A 15,522-nucleotide genomic window follows, 5' to 3' on the forward strand; every position below is an offset into this window, starting at 1 on the left:
GTCACAGCGTCTCCATACAGGCGAACGTCTTCTGGGGATCTCGGTCGGCGAAGTAGGCTTCGATATCTGCGGTGCCCTCGAAGCGTTGCTCGACGGTTGGCGCGGCCATCAGCATCACGGTGTCGCCGTGCACCACGAACACCTGGCCGTTGATCGCGTCCGCCTCGGGCGACGCCAGGAACGCTACGAACCTGCCGACGTGCTCAGGCGCCAACGGGTCCGGCCCAGTCGGTGCGTCACCGAAAACCCGCGCTGTCATACGGGTCCGGGCGCGCGGGCAGATCGCGTTCGCCCGGACTCCGTATTTGGCCAGGGATCGCGCGCTGGTGAGGGTCAACGCGGTGATCCCGGCCTTCGCGGCGGCGTAGTTCGGCTGGCCCTCCGAGCCGAGCAGGAACGCCTCCGACGACGTGTTGACGATCCGGCCGTACCCCGGGCCGTTGGCCTTGGCCTGCGTCCGCCAGTACGCGGCGGCGTTGCGGGACAACAGGAAATGCCCCCGCAGGTGCACCTTGACGACGAGGTCCCATTCCTCGTCGGACATGCTGAACAGCATCCGGTCACGCAGCACACCGGCGTTGTTCACGAGAATGTGCAGCCCACCGAGGTCGATCGCGGCCCGCGTCAAGGCGTCCGCGGTGTCGCGTTCGGACACGTCACCTTTGACGAAGACGGCTTTGCTGCCCAGTTCCTCGATCTCGGCGACCACATCGGACTCGTTGACGTCGCCCACGACGACGTCCGCGCCGGCCGCGGCCAGCGCGAGCGCCTCCGCGCGGCCGAGGCCGTCGCCTCCGCCCGTGACGATCGCGACCTTCCCGGCCAGCGTCACTCGAAGTTCACCACCTGACGGATCATCGTTCCACCACGCAGGGCCTGGAGTCCGTCGTTGATCTCGTTGAGTGTGATCCGGCGGCTGATCATGCCTTCGATGTCCAGCCGGCCGGCCTTCCACAGGTCCAGGAGCCGGGTGTAGTCGCGGCGGATGTCCGCGGATCCGTAGAACGAGCCGAGGATCCGCTTCTCGTGCAGGAACAGCTCCTGCGCGCTGAACTGGACCATCGCGTCACCGCGACCGGCGCCGACCACCACGACCGTGCCGCCCCGGCGGGCGACGTCGAACGCCGACCGGATCGTCACCGGCGCGCCCACCACGTCGAACGTGTAGTCGAAGCCCTCACTGCCGGTCAACTGCGCGTTCAGCTCCTGCAGGCCCTCGGGTGTGGTCGCGTGGGTGGCGCCGAAGCGTTTGGCCACCTCGTGTTTCTCGACAAGCGGGTCAACGGCGACGATCATCGCCGCGCCGGCCACCTTCGCGCCCTGGATCACCGAGATCCCGACCCCGCCGCAGCCGATCACCACGACCTTGGCGCCGGGCTCGACCTTGGCCGTGTTGATCACCGCGCCGACCCCGGTGAGCACCCCGCACGCGGTCAACGCGCCGATCTCCCACGGCACATCCTTGTCGATCTTGACCGCGCCCTGCCACGGCACCACGAGCTCCTCGGCGAACGTCCCCAGCCCGGCGAACCCGAACAGCGGCTGCGCACCAGCCTTGAACCGCGGGTTCATGAACGCCTGGATGGCGTGCACACCGCACAGATGCGGCTGCCCGCGCACACATGCGTTGCACGCGCCACACGGCGGAACGAACGAGACAACAACGTGGTCACCCGGCACAAGGCTGGTGACGGCGGACCCCACCTCGACGACCTCGCCAGCACCCTCATGCCCCACGATCCCCGGCGCCAGGGCGGGCAACGTGCCGTCCATGGCGGACAGGTCGCTGTGGCAGATGCCTGTCGCCCTTACCCGGATGCGCACCTCGCCAGGCCCGGGATCAACGGTCGTGACGTCGTCGCGCAGTTCGAGCTTGTCGTCCCCGATCGCGTTCAGCACAGCTGCCTTCACGGCTTCACTCCTCGTCGAGCGCCGATGCGTTCCCGGTCACACTAGAATAGGTTCTCATCGGAGACAAGGCCGCTAACCAGGAGAATCAAGCCAACTTTGATAACAGGTTCTAAGTCGAACGTCCAACTGTTCGCCCCATCTCGGCCGCGACCGACGAGAATGGCCGCCTGTCCAGTCAACGAGCCGGAGGGCATCTGATGACGGTCGGTCGAGCACTGGTCGCGGTCAGCCTGGGCGCGGCGGTTCTGGCTGGATGCACGAGCGGCACCGCCAAGCCACCGACCAGCGGCACTCCCAGCGTCACGACCATCATCGCCGAGCCGCCGTCCGACGGCTGGAAGCCGCCTAAGGCGTTCGACGCCAAGTACCACGACAGCCAGACTCTTTGCGCCGCACTCCAGGCCCATCTCCCGCGGATCGCCGCCTTCTCGCCGACGAAGGTCGTGGGCAACGGTCAGCCTGGTGACGGCGGGCAGAACTGTCGACTGGACGACGAGCACGACAGGCATATCGCGGTGAGCGTCGTGGCGTTCGGGGACGAACGCCGCGGCGGAACGAGCGCGTTGACCTTCAACGAGATGACCGCCAAGGACAGCGAACCCGTCAGTGGAATCGGCGACCGCGCCGCCATGCTGCACCACGACGGATCGACGCTCGCGGTCCTGAACGGGAACAACTTCTACCTGATCGTCGTGAACATGGACGCAGCCGTGTCTGGCGTTCCGCGTCCCACTGCCGCAGAGATCGAGGACGTGGAGAAGCAAATCGCCCTGGCCATCGTCTGACCCGTTTGCACACCGCGCCGTACCGGCTATCGTGGAACTAGAACGTGTTCCACTCCGGGAGGCCGAGTGCGCATCACCTACACGCCCGAGCAGGAGGATCTGCGCCGCGAGCTGCGGGAGTACTTCGCGGCACTGATGACCCCTGAGCGCAGGGCGGCACTCACCGCCGAAGGCGGCGAGTACGGCGACGGCTCCGCGTACAAGGAGGTTGTGCGGCAGATCGGCCGGGACGGGTGGCTCGCGTTGGGCTGGCCGAAGGAGTACGGCGGCCAGGACCGGTCGCCGTTGGACCAGCTCATCTTCAACGACGAGGCCGCGATCGCCGGGGCGCCCGTGCCGTTCCTGACGCTCAACACGGTCGGCCCGACGATCATGCGGTTCGGCACGCCCGAGCAGAAGACGACGTTGTTGCCCGGCATCGCGGGCGGCGAAACGCACTTCGCCATCGGCTACTCCGAGCCCGAGGCAGGGACCGACCTGGCGTCGTTGAAGACGCGGGCTGTGCGCGACGGTGACGACTACGTCATCAACGGCCAGAAGATGTGGACCAGCCTGATCCAGTACGCCGACTACGTCTGGCTGGCGTGCCGGACCGACCCGGCGGCGCCCAAGCACAAGGGCCTGTCCATGGTGATCGTGCCGACCACCGCCGAGGGGTTCTCGTGGACACCCGTGCACACCGTCGCGGGGGTGATGACGAGCGCCACGTACTACCAGGACGTCCGGGTCCCGGTGACCAGTCGGGTCGGCGAGGAGAACCGGGGTTGGCCGCTGATCACCAACCAGCTCAACCACGAACGGGTCGCGTTGACGTCGTCGGCACCGATCCGCAACGCTTTGCGAGACGTCGTCGAGTGGGCGCAGACCACGAAACTCGACGACGGCAGGCGGGTGATCGACCAGGAGTGGGTGCAGCTGCACCTCGCGCGCGTGCACGCCAAGGTCGAGTTCCTGAAGCTGATGAACTGGCGGATCGCGTGGGGGGTCGAGCATTCGCCCAAGCCGGCGGACGCGTCCGCCACCAAGGTCTTCGGCACGGAGTTCGCCACCGAGGCGTACCGGCTGCTCATGGAGGTTCTCGGCGCGAACGCGTACGTGCGTACCGGTTCGCGTGGCGAGGTGCTCGGCGGCCGGATCGAGCGGATGCACCGGGCGGCGCTCATCCTCACGTTCGGCGGCGGCACCAACGAGGTGCAGCGGGACATCATCGCCACGGTCGGGCTCCAGCTACCCATGTCGAAACGGTGAGGGCGATGGACTTCTCGGTCACGGAGGAACAGCGGGAACTGGCCGGGCTGACCCGGTCGATCATGGGTTCCCTGACACCGGAACGGCTGCGCGCGGCCGAGTCCGGGCCGGACAGGTTCGACCCGCGGCTGTGGGAGACGCTCCGCACGAGCGGGATCCTGGACGACTTCGGGCTGCTCGAACAGTGCAGTGTCCTGGTCGAACTGGGGCGTGCGGTCGCGCCCGTGCCGTACCTGTTCTCGGTCGTCGTCGCCGGTTCGGCGCTGGCCCGGTTCGGGACGCCCACCGACGCGCTCTGTACGGCGGCGTTGTCGGACGACGAGGTCCGGGTCGAGGACGGGCGGCTGTCCGGGTCGAAGTCGTGTGTGCCCGCGGGTGGGATCGCCGAGGTCTTCCTCGTCTCCACCGGCACCGATGTGTACGTTGTAGACAGCGCGGCGCACGGGCTCACCATCGAGCGGCAGCGGATCGTGGACAACGACAGCGAGGCGTGGCTGGACTTCGACCACGTGCCGGCGACCTGGCTCGGCGGCGCTGAGGTCGTCGAGTGGATGGCCACCCGCGCGGCCGTCGGGCTCTGCGCCTCGCAACTGGGAGTGACCGAACGGGCGCTGGAGCTCACCGCCGAGTACGCCTGGACCCGGGTCCAGTTCGACCGGCCCATCGGCAGCTTCCAGGCGGTCGCGCAGCGGCTGGCCGACGCGTACATCGACGTCGAAGCCATCCGGTCGACGCTGTGGCAGGCCGCGTGGCGGGTCAGCGAAGGACTGCCGGCCGAGGTGGAGGTCGCCACCGCGAAGTTCTGGGCCGCGGACGCCGGCCACCGCGTCGCGCACACCGCGGTGCACGTGCACGGCGGCATGGGCATCGACACGGACCACGCGTTGCACCGCTACTTTGTCGCCGCCAAACGCAACGAGTTCACGCTGGGCGCAGCAACGGCACAACTGCGGAAGATCGGGGCCGTGTTGGCGTCAACCCCGGCGTGACAAATCATGACCGGACCTGCCCGCCCGGTCATGATCACCCGAAGAGTACGTCCCTCAGCGGCCTTGCTTGGCCTGGATGTACCGGCCCACACCGGAACCCGCGCCCAGGATGAGCGCGATCACGGGCAGCACCGCGTAGCCGAGCGCGATCACGATCAGGCTGTTGCGGAAGTTCTCGATCGCCCCGATCCCGCCCGCGTTGATCGCCGAGCCGAAGCGGATCGCCCAGTACAGCGCGATCACCACCTCGAGCCCGGTCGCGACCAGGAACAGCCCCCGCGACGAGCCGTTGAGCAGCTGCACCGAGCCGACGATCAGCAGGACCACACCGAGGAACTGCGCGATCATCACCGCGTAGCCCTCGCCAAGGCCACCGGTCACCGAGGACGCGTTGATCAGGCCCATCGTGATGATGATGGTGGTGATCAGGGTGATGCCGGCCTGGATGAACGCCAGGACGGCGGCACCGGTGATGGTGCCCGGCTTCTCGATCGGCATCTGGCCGTAGCCAGGCGCGCCCTGCGGGTACGGCTGTCCCGCGTAGACAGGCTGGCCGCCCGGTGGGGTCTGAGGAGGGTAGCCGTAGCCCGGCTGGCCCGGTTGCTGGCCGTAGCCCGGCTGTTGACCGGGATATGGCTGCTGCTGGCCATATTCGTTTGTCATTCCGAACTCCTCGAGGGACGCCGGCTGTCTGAAGTGGGTGCAGTGTGCCCGGCACGCGTCGGTTATGTCGGCGGTTTCGGCCAATTCGTGACGGCTCGCACCAAATCGATACCTGACCGCCCAGTTGGCCCACGGCGGCCACCCGATCGGCCGCCCCACTGGGCGGGACACCCGCAACGGTCAAAGCCCGCCGAGCCGGGTCAGGGTCGCCTCGGTCTCGGCGACCAGCGTCGCCATCACGTCCGCGACCGACCGCACCTCGGTCATCCGGCCGACGATCTGCCCGACCGGCATCGACACCACAGTCGGGTCGGCGGACCGCTGGATTCGGTTGTGGGCGTCGGTGACCAGCAGGTTCTGCAACGGCATCGGCAACGGCTCAGGCGCGTCCGGCTCCGCCCACGCGTCCGTCCACCTTGTCTTCAGCAGCCGGGCGGGCTTCCCGGTGTAGATCCGGGTCCGGACGGTGTCGCTCGACGTCGCGCCCAGCAGCGCCCGTTGCATCGCCGACTCACCCAGCGACTGCGTGTACTCATCGGTAGCGAGCCAGTACGACCCCATCCACACGCCGTCGGCGCCGAGCGCGAGCGCCGCCGCGACCTGACGGCCGGACCCGACACCGCCCGCGGCCAGCACAGGGACGTCCACGGCGTCGACGATCTCGGGCACCAGGACCATGGTGGCCACCTCGCCCGTGTGCCCGCCGGCCTCATAACCCTGGGCGACCACGATGTCCACGCCTTGACCGACGTGCCGACGGGCGTGTTCGGCCGTCCCAGCCAGGGCGGCGACGAGGACACCGTGCTCGTGCGCCCGCTCGATGACGTCCGGCGGTGGGGAACCGAGGGCGTTCGCGATCAGCTTCACCGGGTGGTCGAGGGCCACGTCCACGTGCGACCGGGCGACCGAGTGCAGCCAGCCGAGCACACCGGCGCGGGCCTCGCCGGCCAGCGGCGGGACCCCCAGCCGCAGCAGGGTCCGTTCGACGAAGTCCTTGTGGCCCTGGGGAATGAGCTTGTCCAGGTCGACCGCCTGGCCCTCGGTCGGGACGTTGGCGGGCATGACGACGTCGACCCCGTACGGCCGCCCGTCGGTGTTCCCGTCCATCCAGTCGAGGACCTTGGCCAGTTCGGCGGCGTCGTTGAACCGGACACAGCCGAGCACCCCGAGGCCGCCGGCCCGGCTGATCGCGGCGGCCACGTGCTCCGACGGGGTGAAGCCGACGATCGGGTGCTCGATGCCGAACGTGTCGCACAACGATGTCCGCATGTCTACAGCCTCGTAGTGCCCGCGGCGACGGCCGCTTGTTCGGTGGGCTCGTTGTCCTGGGCGTACGACTGCGCCCACCGGTAGTCGGGCTTGCCGCTGGGTGAGCGTTTGATCTCGTCGACCAGCCACAGGCTTCGGGGCACCTTGTAGCCGGCGATCTCGCCGCGGGCGTGCGAATCCAGCGCGGACAGCGACGGAGTACGGCCGGGACGCGGCTGGACCACGGCGGCGACCCGTTGGCCGAGGCGGTCGTCGGGGACGCCGATCACCAGGGCGTCGAACACGTCCGGATGCGACTTCAGCGCGCCCTCGACCTCCTCGGGGAACACCTTCTCACCGCCGGTGTTGACGCACACGTTGCCGCGCCCCAGCAAGGTGACGGTCCCGTCGTCCTCCACCCGGGCGAAGTCGCCGGGCACGGCGTACCGCTTGCCGCCGACCTCGGTGAACAACGCCTTGGTCTTGGCCTCGTCCTTGTAGTAGCCCAGCGGGATGTGGCCGCCGCGGGCGATCCGGCCGACCACACCGGGCCCGACCGGCTCGTTGGCCTCGTCGATGACGATGTTGTCGGCGTCGATCTGCACGCGAGGCCCACCGTTGCCGGCCAGTCCTTTCCGGACGATACCGAGGCCGGAGAACCCGGTCTCGGAGGAGCCGATCGAGTCGGTGATCACCACGTTCGGCAGGGCCGCCAGGTACTGCTCCTTCACCGACGGCGAGAACAGCGCGGCGCTGCTGGCGATCGCGACCACCGACGACGTGTCGTAGCGGCCCTGGTTGAGCGCCTCGATCATCGGCCGGGCCATCGCGTCGCCGACGATCAGGATCACCTGCGCGCGGTGTTTCTCGATGGTCCGCCAGACGTCGTGCGCGTCGAACTGCGGCACCAGCACGACGGTTCCGCCGGAGAACAGGCTCTGGAACGTCGCCCACTGGGCCGCGCCGTGGATGAGCGGCGGCACCGGGAACCGGACCATGCTGTACTGCAGACCGGTGTTGGCCTGCTGCCACTCGTCCTCGATCCGCGCGCCGGTGATGAAGTCGATGCCGCCGCCGAGCACCCGCCAGATGTCCTCGTGATGCCACAGCACACCTTTGGGATTCCCGGTCGTGCCACCGGTGTACAACACGTAGACGTCCTGTGGGCTGCGTGCCTCGAAGTCCCGCTCGGGGTGCCCCTGGGCCAGCGCCGACTCGTACTCCTCGCCGTCGAAGTCGGCATCCGAGCCGTCGTCCACGACGATAACGTGTTTCAATTTCGCGGTCCGCGCCTGCGCGACCTTGGCCGCGTTCGCGCGTTCGTGGACGAGGGCGACCAGGTCGGCGTCGTCGAAGATGTACCGCAACTCGTTGGCCACATAGCGGTAGTTGACGTTGACCGCCACCGCCCTGAGCTTGTAGGCGGCCACCATGGTCTCCACCGCCTCGATGGAGTTACGCGAGTACACGCCCACATGAGAGCCCCGCCCGACACCACGGTCGGCGAGATGGTGGGCAAGGCGGTTGGCGCGCTCCTCCAGTTGTGCGTAGGTGACCCGGCGCTCGCCGCAGATCGCGGCGATCCGCTCGGGCACGACATCGACGGCGTGCTCGACGAGATCGGCGATGTTGAAGGTCACCCCGTCAAACTAGAACATGTTACTGTTCAGGACAATCCCCTGAGGAGGCCGGAATGACCGAGGACTGTCTGGTCGAACGCCGAGGGCACGTACTCATCGTGACGATGAACCGCCCGGAGGCCCGAAACGCCCTCTCCGGCCCGATGATGGCGATCATGAAGGCCGCCTGGGACGAAGCGGACAACGACCCGGACATCCGCGCCTGCGTCCTCACCGGCGCCGGCAACGCCTTCTGCGCCGGAGCCGACCTCAAAGCGATGACCACGGCCCACCCCGGTGACACGGCCGCGGACTGGGACCTCTCAGTGATCGAGCCGTTGTTGAAGGGCCGCCGGCTGACCAAGCCGTTGATCGCGGCCGTGGAAGGCCCGGCGATCGCGGGCGGCACGGAAATCCTGCAGGCGACAGACATCCGCGTGGCCGGCGAGAGCGCCCGGTTCGGCGTGTCCGAACCCCGCTGGGGCCTGTTCCCGTTGGGCGGCTCAGCGGTCCGCCTCCCCCGCCAGATCCCGTACACCGTGGCCTGCGACCTCCTGCTGACCGGCCGGCACATCACCGCCGCCGAAGCCCTGCGAATCGGCCTGATCGGGCATTTGGTCCCCGACGGCCAAGCCCTGACCAAGGCGCTGGAACTGGCCGCGTTGATCGCGGCGAACGGCCCGTTGGCGGTGCGGGCGATCCTTCGAACCATCCGAGAAACCGAAGCAATGGCGGAGAACGACGCCTTCAAGATCGACGCCAGACTGGGGATGGAAGTGTTCCAAAGCGAGGACGCGAAGGAAGGCCCCCGCGCCTTCGCGGAAAAGCGAACCCCGGAGTTCCAGGGACGCTGACCCACGCGAACCCACAAGTTCCGCCGCCGCAGACCAAGCGGCCCACACTCCACAGCCACGCACCGAACAACCCAACGAATCCCGACATCAGGCCAAGCGAAGCGCACAAAGCCTCCCCCGCGTTCCCTCTCTCCCGGCCGACCTGTGCTTCGCAAACCATGGGTGTCAAGGGGTGCGCCCACGCGGCGCAAGCCGAGCGGTGGCCATACGTACCCCTTGACGCCCATGGTTCCCTTGGGCAGGTTGGCCGGGAGAGAGGGAAGGCCCCTCCCCTCCTGGTTGATCTGCCGCGCGGCGAGCGCAGTCTTTTCCTTCAGGGGTACCAAAGCCTTCGTTTTTCTTCGGCGCCAACAAAAGCCTCGTTTGCCTCACGGGAGTCAAAAGAATGCCTTCGCCAGGCGGGCAGATCGATCAGGAGAGAGGGGTGCGTCCCCTTAGCTGACCTTTCCGCAGTCGTTGGGGGCTGGTTCGTCTTCTCTCCCGACCGACCTGCCAGAGGCAACCACACGTGTCAAGAGGTCCGTATCGCCGCCGCTCGGCTCGCGCCGCGTAGGCGGACCTCTTGACACGTGCGGTTGGGCTGCGCCCAGGTCGGTCGGGAGAGAAGACGGGGCTCCCCATGTGGGGCGGGCACGCCCATAGGTCGGCCGGGCACGATGATGGGCGGGCGCGCCTATTGTTGCCTGGCCCGCGCTGCTGGCTCCGTTCGGTCTCAGTCGCTCGTTGTTGTTGTTCCCGCCGCTTCCGTGACGTACGCATCGCGGAGCTTTCGCTTGTACAGCTTTCCGTTGGGATCGCGGGGCAGTTCGTCGATGTAGTCGATCGTGCGGGGCAGTTTGAACTTCGCCAGGCGTTCGCGGGCGTAGGCGAGGAGTTCCTCGGTCAACTCGTCGTTCGGCTCGACGCCGTCGGCCGGCTGGACGACCGCTTTGATCTCCTCGCCCCAGTCGGCGTGCGGCACGCCGAACACCGCTATGTCGGCGATTTTCGGGTGGACGGCCAGTTCTCCTTCGATCTCCGCCGGGTAGATGTTCACCCCGCCGGAGATGATCATGTCGCTCTTGCGGTCGCAGAGGTACAGGTAGCCGTCCTCGTCGAGATATCCCACGTCGCCCAACGTGAACAGGTCGCCGACCCGGGCGGCCAGGGTTTTCGCCTTGTCCTTGTGGTACTCGAACGTGGCGGCGCCCATCTTCATGTACACCAGGCCGGGTTCGCCCACGGGCATGTCGTCGCCGTTGTCGTCCAGTACCCGGACCACCGATCCGGGCCAGGCGCGGCCGACGGATCCTTGTTTGCGCAGCCATTCCTCGGCGGTGATCGAGGTTCCGCCGCCTTCGGTCGCCGCGTAGTACTCGACGACGACCGGGCCCCACCAGTCGAGCATCCGGCGTTTCGTCTCCAGCGGGCAGGGCGCGGCGCCGTGGATCATCGTGCGCAGGGAGGAAAGATCGTATCCGGTACGGACTTCCTCGGGCAGCGCCAGCAACCGGTGGAACTGGGTGGGGACCATGTGGCTGTGCGTGACCCGGTGGCGTTCGACCAGCCTGAGCATCTCCGCCGGATCCCACTTCTCCATCAGCACCACGGTGTGTCCCATTTGGAGGGAGATGCCCACGAAGTTCAGCACCGCCGTGTGGTACAGCGGGGAGCCGCAGATGTGGACGTGGTCGTCGAACGGTTTCAGCCCGAAGATCCCGAAGAACCACAGGGACGCGGGCGGTACGGCGTCCGGGTCCTGGCCGGTCAGCGGGCGGCGGACGCCTTTGGGGCGGCCCGTGGTGCCCGAGGTGTACACCATGGGCGCGCCGGCCGTTCGGTTCGCGGGCCGGCCGGTGCCGCCGTCGCCCAACGCCGAGAGCGGCTGGAATCCGGGGATGTCGCCGACGCCGAACCTGTGCGGCACGTCCGTGCCCGCTTCCACCGCCACGTCGGTGAATCGGGAGTGTGCGATGAAGATCTTCGCGCCGCTGTCCGAGATGATGTACGCGACCTCAGGACCGACCAGGTGCCAGTTCACCGGCACGACGTACAAGCCGGTCTGCAGCACCGCGAAGTACAGCGCGACGAGGTCGGCCGAGTTGGGCAGGGCCATCACCACGGTGTCACCGGCCTGAAGACCGAGGGACTGGAAGCCCCGGCCGAACCGGTTCGCCCGGTCGGCCAGCTCGCGGTAGGTCACCACCTCGCCGTCCGGGTCGATCACGGCCGGATGGTCGGGCAGCTCAGTGGCGATACCCCACAGCCCAAGCGCGGTCATACCCACAAAACTAGAACGTGTTACCTCAGATAGGCAACACCTGGATACGCTTGGTTGCCGGCAAGATGAGAACGTGTTTCACTTGCCGAGTGACCCCGCTCAGCGCACCGCTCACCGTGGCGTTCGACTACACCCGGTCGCTCGGTCCGGTCCTCGGCCGGTTCGTCACGGGCCTGCGCGACCGCCGTGTCGAAGGGATCCGCGGCTCTGACGGCCGCGTCCACGTGCCGCCGGTCGAGTTCGACCCGGTCACCGCCGCGCGGCTCACCGAATGGGTGCCCGTCGGGTCCGCCGGCACGGTCACCACCTGGACCTGGGTCGCCGAACCGGACGAAGGGCAGCCGCTGGACCGGCCGTTCGCGTGGGCGTTGGTCAAGCTGGACGGCGCCGACACCGCGATCCTGCACGCCGTGGACGTCCCTTCCGCCGACGCCATGGCCACCGGGATGCGGGTCCGGATCCGCTGGGCGGCCGAACCCGTGGGCAGCATCCACGACATCGCCTGTTTCGAGCCCGGCGAAGCCGCCGGGATCACTGTGATCGAGGAAAGACCGCCGGGCGAGCCCGTGACCATGCTGACCACGCCGGTCCGCTTGAACTACACGCATTCCGCGTCCGAGGAGGAAAGCCGTTACCTGCGTGGCCTCGCCGAAGGACGGCTGCTGGGTCAACGATGTCCGGTCTGCCGCAAGGTGTACATCCCGCCGCGCGGTGCCTGCCCCACCGACGGTGTGCCCACTGTGGACGAAGTCGAGCTGCCCGATCGCGGCACAGTGACCACGTTCTGCGTCGTGAACGTCCCGTTCCTGGGCCAACGGATCGAACCGCCGTACGTGGCCGCGTACGTCCTGTTGGACGGCGCCGACATCCCGTTCCAACACCTGGTTCTCGGCTGTGACGCGGCCGAGGTCCGGATGGGGATGCGAGTCAGGGCGCACTGGCGGCCACGGGCCGAATGGACCACGTCGTTGCGGAACATCGACCACTTCGAGCCGAGCGGCGAACCGGACGCGCCGTTCGACACCTACTCCCAGCACCTGTGAGGCCTGTGGTGAGAGACGTCGCGGTAGTGGGTTTCGCCCAGGCTCCTGCGGTCCGACGAACCCACGGCACCACCAACGGCGTGGAGATGCTGGTACCTGTGCTCCAAGAGGTCCTCGCCGGCACCGGGCTGTCCAAAGGAGACATCGGGTTCTGGTGTTCCGGCTCGTCGGACTACATCGCTGGCCGGTCGTTCTCGTTCGTCGCCGCGGTCGACGCGATCGGCGCGGTGCCGCCGATCAACGAGTCCCATGTGGAGTCCGACGGCGCGTGGGCGCTGTACGAGGCGTGGGTGAAGATCCAGACCGGCGAAGTGGACACCGCGCTGGTGTACGGCTTCGGCAAGTCCTCGGCGGGCAAGCTGCGGCGGACGTTGACCATGCAGCTCGACCCGTACACCGTCGGCCCGCTGTGGCCGGACTCGATCAGCGTCGCCGGGCTGCAGGCCCGCGCGGGACTGGACCGCGGCTGCTGGACGGCCCGCGAGATGGCGCGGGTCGCCGCGCGAAGTCGGGCCGACGCGCGCGACAACCCGATGGCCCAGCTCAAAGGCGAGTTCGACGTCGACGCGTTGCTCGACGAGCCGTACCTGGCCGATCCGTTGCGGAAACACGACTGCGCGCCCATCACCGACGGCGCCGCCGCGGTCGTTCTCGCCGCCGCGGGACGTGCCCAGGAGGTGTGCGAGCGGCCGGCGTGGATCACCGGGATCGCGCACCGGGTCGACTCCGCCAACCTCGGCGGCCGGGACCTGACCACGTCGCCGTCGACCGTCGCCGCCGCCCGCGACGCCGGACTGGACACAGTGGACGTCGCTGAGCTGCACGCCCCCTTCACCCACCAGGAGCTGCTGTTGCGCCGCGAGCTGGGGCTGAACGGGACGACCAGGATCAACCCGTCCGGCGGCGCGCTGTGCGGCAACCCGATGTTCGCGGCCGGCCTGATCCGGATCGGCGAGGCGGCCCGGCAGGTCACCGAAGGGCACGCGGACCGGGCGCTCGCGCACGCCACGAGCGGGCCGGCGCTGCAACAGAACCTGGTGTGCGTGATGGAAGGACGCGACTGATGGCCGGACAGCTGGCCGCGGTGATCGGCACCGGGCAGACCCACCACACCGCCAAGCGGCTGGACGTGTCCATGGCCGGGCTGTGCCGGGAAGCCGTCGACCGGGCGCTCGCGGACGCGGCCGTGGACTGGCCGGACATCGACGCGGTCGTCGTCGGCAAGGCGCCGGACATGTTCGAAGGCGTCATGATGCCCGAACTGTTCCTCGCGGACGCCTTGGGCGCCAACGGGAAGCCGCTGCTGCGCGTGCACACGGCCGGCTCGGTCGGCGGGTCGACCGCGAACGTCGCCGCCAGCCTCGTGCAGGGCGGCGTGCACCGGCGGGTGCTCGCGGTGGCGTTCGAGAAACAGTCCGAGTCGAACGCCATGTGGGCGCTGTCGATCCCGACACCGTTCGTCATGCCCGTGCACGCCGGCGCGGGCGGCTACTTCGCGCCGCACGTGCGTTCGTACATCCGCAGGTCGGGCGCGCCGGAGCACATCGGCGCGATGGTCGCCGCGAAGGACCGCCGCAATGGGGCGTTGAACCCGTACGCACACCTGAAACAACCGGACATCACGGTCGAATCGGTCCGTGCGTCGAAGATGCTGTGGGACCCGATCCGGTACGACGAGACGTGCCCGTCGTCCGACGGTGCCTGCGCGGTCGTCATCGCCGACGAGTCGACCGCCGGCGAAGGCGCCGCGTGGATCACCGCGACCGCGATGCGGACCGAGCCGACCACGTTCGCCGGACGCGATCAGGTGAATCCGCGGGCGGGCCGGGACGCGGCCGCGGCGCTGTGGCGGCAGGCCGGCATCACGGACCCGTTGAGCGAGGTCGACGTCGCCGAGATCTACGTGCCGTTCTCCTGGTTCGAACCGATGTGGCTGGAGAACCTCGGGTTCGCCGCGGCCGGTCAGGGCTGGAAACTGACCGAGGCCGGCGAGACCGCGCTGGGTGGGCAACTGCCGGTGAACCCGTCGGGTGGCGTGCTGTCGTCGAACCCGATCGGCGCGTCCGGGCTGATCCGGTTCGCCGAGGCCGCGGCGCAGGTGATGGGTCGAGCCGGCGCCCACCAGGTGGGTGATGCAAGGGTGGCTCTGGGTCACGCGTACGGCGGAGGTTCGCAATACTTCGCGATGTGGATAGTGAGCGCGAACAAACCGGCCTGAGAACGGCCCTCGTCACCGGCGGCACCGGCGGCCTGGGCACCGCCGTGACCGCCCGGTTCCTGCATGAGGGGTGGCGGGTCGTCGTGCCGTGGGTGGCGCCCGGCGAACTGCCCCGGCTGCCCCGGCACAAGATGCTGGAGCTGACCGAGACCAACCTGTTCGACGACGACGCGGTCGCCTCGTGCGTCGAACTGGCCGCCAGCCGCGAGGACGCACCCCTACAGGCCGTGGTCAACCTGGTCGGCGGCTTCAGCATGGCCGGCCGGGTGCACGAGACCCCGATCGAGGACTTCGAGTCCCAACTGCGCCTGAACCTGCGGCCCACCTACCTGGCCTGCCACCACACCCTGCCGCACATGCTGAAGACCGGCGGCTCGATCGTGTGCGTGTCCAGCCGGGCCGTGCGCCGCCCGTTCTCCCGCGCCGCCGGGTACATCACGGCCAAAGCCGCCGTCCTCGCCCTGGTGGACTCGCTGGCGGTCGAGTACAAACTGGAGGGAGTCCGGATCAACGCGGTCCTGCCCAGCACGATCGACACCCCGGGAAACCGCGCCGCCAACCCGGACGCCGACTACAGCCGCTGGGTGAAACCCGAGCGGATCGCGGACGTCATCCACTATCTCTGCACCGACAGCGCCAGCGCCATCACCGGAACCCACTTGGACGTCCCCGGCCGGGTGTGAG

The 15,522-nt window shown here is 68.6% G+C and carries 14 protein-coding genes; 8 read left to right on the forward strand and 6 right to left on the reverse strand.

What is annotated here, in order from left to right; all coding sequences use genetic code 11:
* Position 1 precedes the first annotated feature (1 nt).
* Both EV192_RS49665 and EV192_RS49670 read right to left on the reverse strand, forming a co-directional pair.
* Complete coding sequence (locus EV192_RS49665; RefSeq protein WP_132125809.1) at positions 2 to 832, reverse strand: 3-oxoacyl-ACP reductase; 831 nt, start codon at positions 830 to 832, stop codon at positions 2 to 4.
* A complete protein-coding gene (locus tag EV192_RS49670) occupies positions 829 to 1,911 on the reverse strand; it encodes a zinc-binding dehydrogenase (protein ID WP_132125810.1) in 1,083 nt (360 codons plus the stop codon). Before EV192_RS49670 ends, EV192_RS49665 begins: the two co-directional genes overlap by 4 nt.
* A 197-nt stretch (positions 1,912 to 2,108) precedes the next feature.
* Between EV192_RS49670 and EV192_RS49675 the strand changes: the two genes are divergently transcribed.
* From EV192_RS49675 to EV192_RS49685, 3 genes are all read left to right on the forward strand, one after another.
* Complete coding sequence (locus EV192_RS49675; RefSeq protein WP_132125811.1) at positions 2,109 to 2,696, forward strand: hypothetical protein; 588 nt, start codon at positions 2,109 to 2,111, stop codon at positions 2,694 to 2,696.
* Positions 2,697 to 2,762: 66 nt separating this feature from the next.
* A complete protein-coding gene (locus tag EV192_RS49680) occupies positions 2,763 to 3,944 on the forward strand; it encodes an acyl-CoA dehydrogenase family protein (protein WP_132125812.1) in 1,182 nt (393 codons plus the stop codon).
* 5 nt (positions 3,945 to 3,949) lie between these two features.
* On the forward strand, positions 3,950 to 4,933 hold the full coding sequence (locus EV192_RS49685) for an acyl-CoA dehydrogenase family protein (protein ID WP_132125813.1): 984 nt from the start codon (positions 3,950 to 3,952) through the stop codon (positions 4,931 to 4,933).
* A gap of 54 nt (positions 4,934 to 4,987) precedes the next feature.
* On the opposite strand, the gene EV192_RS49690 is transcribed toward EV192_RS49685, so the two are convergent.
* The 3 genes from EV192_RS49690 to EV192_RS49700 form a co-directional block, all read right to left on the reverse strand.
* Complete coding sequence (locus tag EV192_RS49690; RefSeq protein WP_132125814.1) at positions 4,988 to 5,596, reverse strand: hypothetical protein; 609 nt, start codon at positions 5,594 to 5,596, stop codon at positions 4,988 to 4,990.
* A gap of 180 nt (positions 5,597 to 5,776) precedes the next feature.
* A complete protein-coding gene (locus EV192_RS49695; protein ID WP_132125815.1) occupies positions 5,777 to 6,865 on the reverse strand; it encodes an NAD(P)H-dependent flavin oxidoreductase in 1,089 nt (362 codons plus the stop codon).
* Between the two features lie 2 nt (positions 6,866 to 6,867).
* The gene (locus EV192_RS49700) at positions 6,868 to 8,484 is read right to left on the reverse strand and encodes an acyl-CoA synthetase (protein ID WP_165961011.1); all 1,617 of its coding nucleotides are present in this window, start codon (positions 8,482 to 8,484) and stop codon (positions 6,868 to 6,870) included.
* A gap of 53 nt (positions 8,485 to 8,537) precedes the next feature.
* Here EV192_RS49700 and EV192_RS49705 point away from each other — a divergent pair, with 53 nt between their 5' ends.
* A complete protein-coding gene (locus tag EV192_RS49705) occupies positions 8,538 to 9,317 on the forward strand; it encodes a crotonase/enoyl-CoA hydratase family protein (protein WP_132125816.1) in 780 nt (259 codons plus the stop codon).
* Positions 9,318 to 10,029: 712 nt separating this feature from the next.
* On the opposite strand, the gene EV192_RS49710 is transcribed toward EV192_RS49705, so the two are convergent.
* Positions 10,030 to 11,577, reverse strand: a complete 1,548-nt coding sequence (locus tag EV192_RS49710) for an acyl-CoA synthetase (RefSeq protein ID WP_132125817.1) — start codon at positions 11,575 to 11,577, stop codon at positions 10,030 to 10,032.
* Positions 11,578 to 11,642: 65 nt separating this feature from the next.
* On the opposite strand from EV192_RS49710, the gene EV192_RS49715 reads away from it, so the two are divergent.
* The 4 genes from EV192_RS49715 to EV192_RS49730 are packed head-to-tail and all read left to right on the forward strand — an operon-like array spanning position 11,643 to position 15,521.
* Complete coding sequence (locus EV192_RS49715) at positions 11,643 to 12,620, forward strand: Zn-ribbon domain-containing OB-fold protein (protein WP_132125818.1); 978 nt, start codon at positions 11,643 to 11,645, stop codon at positions 12,618 to 12,620.
* 8 nt (positions 12,621 to 12,628) lie between these two features.
* Positions 12,629 to 13,684: a thiolase domain-containing protein gene (locus tag EV192_RS49720; protein ID WP_132125819.1), complete on the forward strand. Its 1,056-nt coding sequence runs from the start codon at positions 12,629 to 12,631 to the stop codon at positions 13,682 to 13,684.
* The gene (locus EV192_RS49725) at positions 13,684 to 14,838 is read left to right on the forward strand and encodes a thiolase domain-containing protein (RefSeq protein WP_132125820.1); all 1,155 of its coding nucleotides are present in this window, start codon (positions 13,684 to 13,686) and stop codon (positions 14,836 to 14,838) included. Before EV192_RS49720 ends, EV192_RS49725 begins: the two co-directional genes overlap by 1 nt.
* Positions 14,808 to 15,521 (forward strand): SDR family oxidoreductase, encoded by a 714-nt coding sequence (locus tag EV192_RS49730; RefSeq protein ID WP_243727573.1) that lies wholly within the window; start codon positions 14,808 to 14,810, stop codon positions 15,519 to 15,521. The genes EV192_RS49725 and EV192_RS49730 overlap by 31 nt, the downstream gene beginning before the upstream one ends.
* Position 15,522: the final 1 nt, after the last annotated feature.

Origin of the sequence: Actinocrispum wychmicini (assembly GCF_004345645.1) — a bacterium.
In the GTDB taxonomy this organism is placed as follows: Bacteria; Actinomycetota; Actinomycetes; order Mycobacteriales; family Pseudonocardiaceae; genus Kibdelosporangium; species Kibdelosporangium wychmicini.

Excerpts from the sequence above, each read along its gene's own strand:
- EV192_RS49675 (WP_132125811.1), top strand. The coding sequence starts at position 2,109 with ATGACGGTCGGTCGAGCACTGGTCGCGGTCAGCCTGGGCGCGGCGGTT.
- EV192_RS49685 (WP_132125813.1), top strand. The coding sequence starts at position 3,950 with ATGGACTTCTCGGTCACGGAGGAACAGCGGGAACTGGCCGGGCTGACC.
- EV192_RS49690 (WP_132125814.1), bottom strand. The coding sequence starts at position 5,596 with ATGACAAACGAATATGGCCAGCAGCAGCCATATCCCGGTCAACAGCCG.
- EV192_RS49695 (WP_132125815.1), bottom strand. The coding sequence starts at position 6,865 with ATGCGGACATCGTTGTGCGACACGTTCGGCATCGAGCACCCGATCGTC.
- EV192_RS49705 (WP_132125816.1), top strand. The coding sequence starts at position 8,538 with ATGACCGAGGACTGTCTGGTCGAACGCCGAGGGCACGTACTCATCGTG.
- EV192_RS49710 (WP_132125817.1), bottom strand. The coding sequence starts at position 11,577 with ATGACCGCGCTTGGGCTGTGGGGTATCGCCACTGAGCTGCCCGACCAT.
- EV192_RS49715 (WP_132125818.1), top strand. The coding sequence starts at position 11,643 with ATGAGAACGTGTTTCACTTGCCGAGTGACCCCGCTCAGCGCACCGCTC.
- EV192_RS49725 (WP_132125820.1), top strand. The coding sequence starts at position 13,684 with ATGGCCGGACAGCTGGCCGCGGTGATCGGCACCGGGCAGACCCACCAC.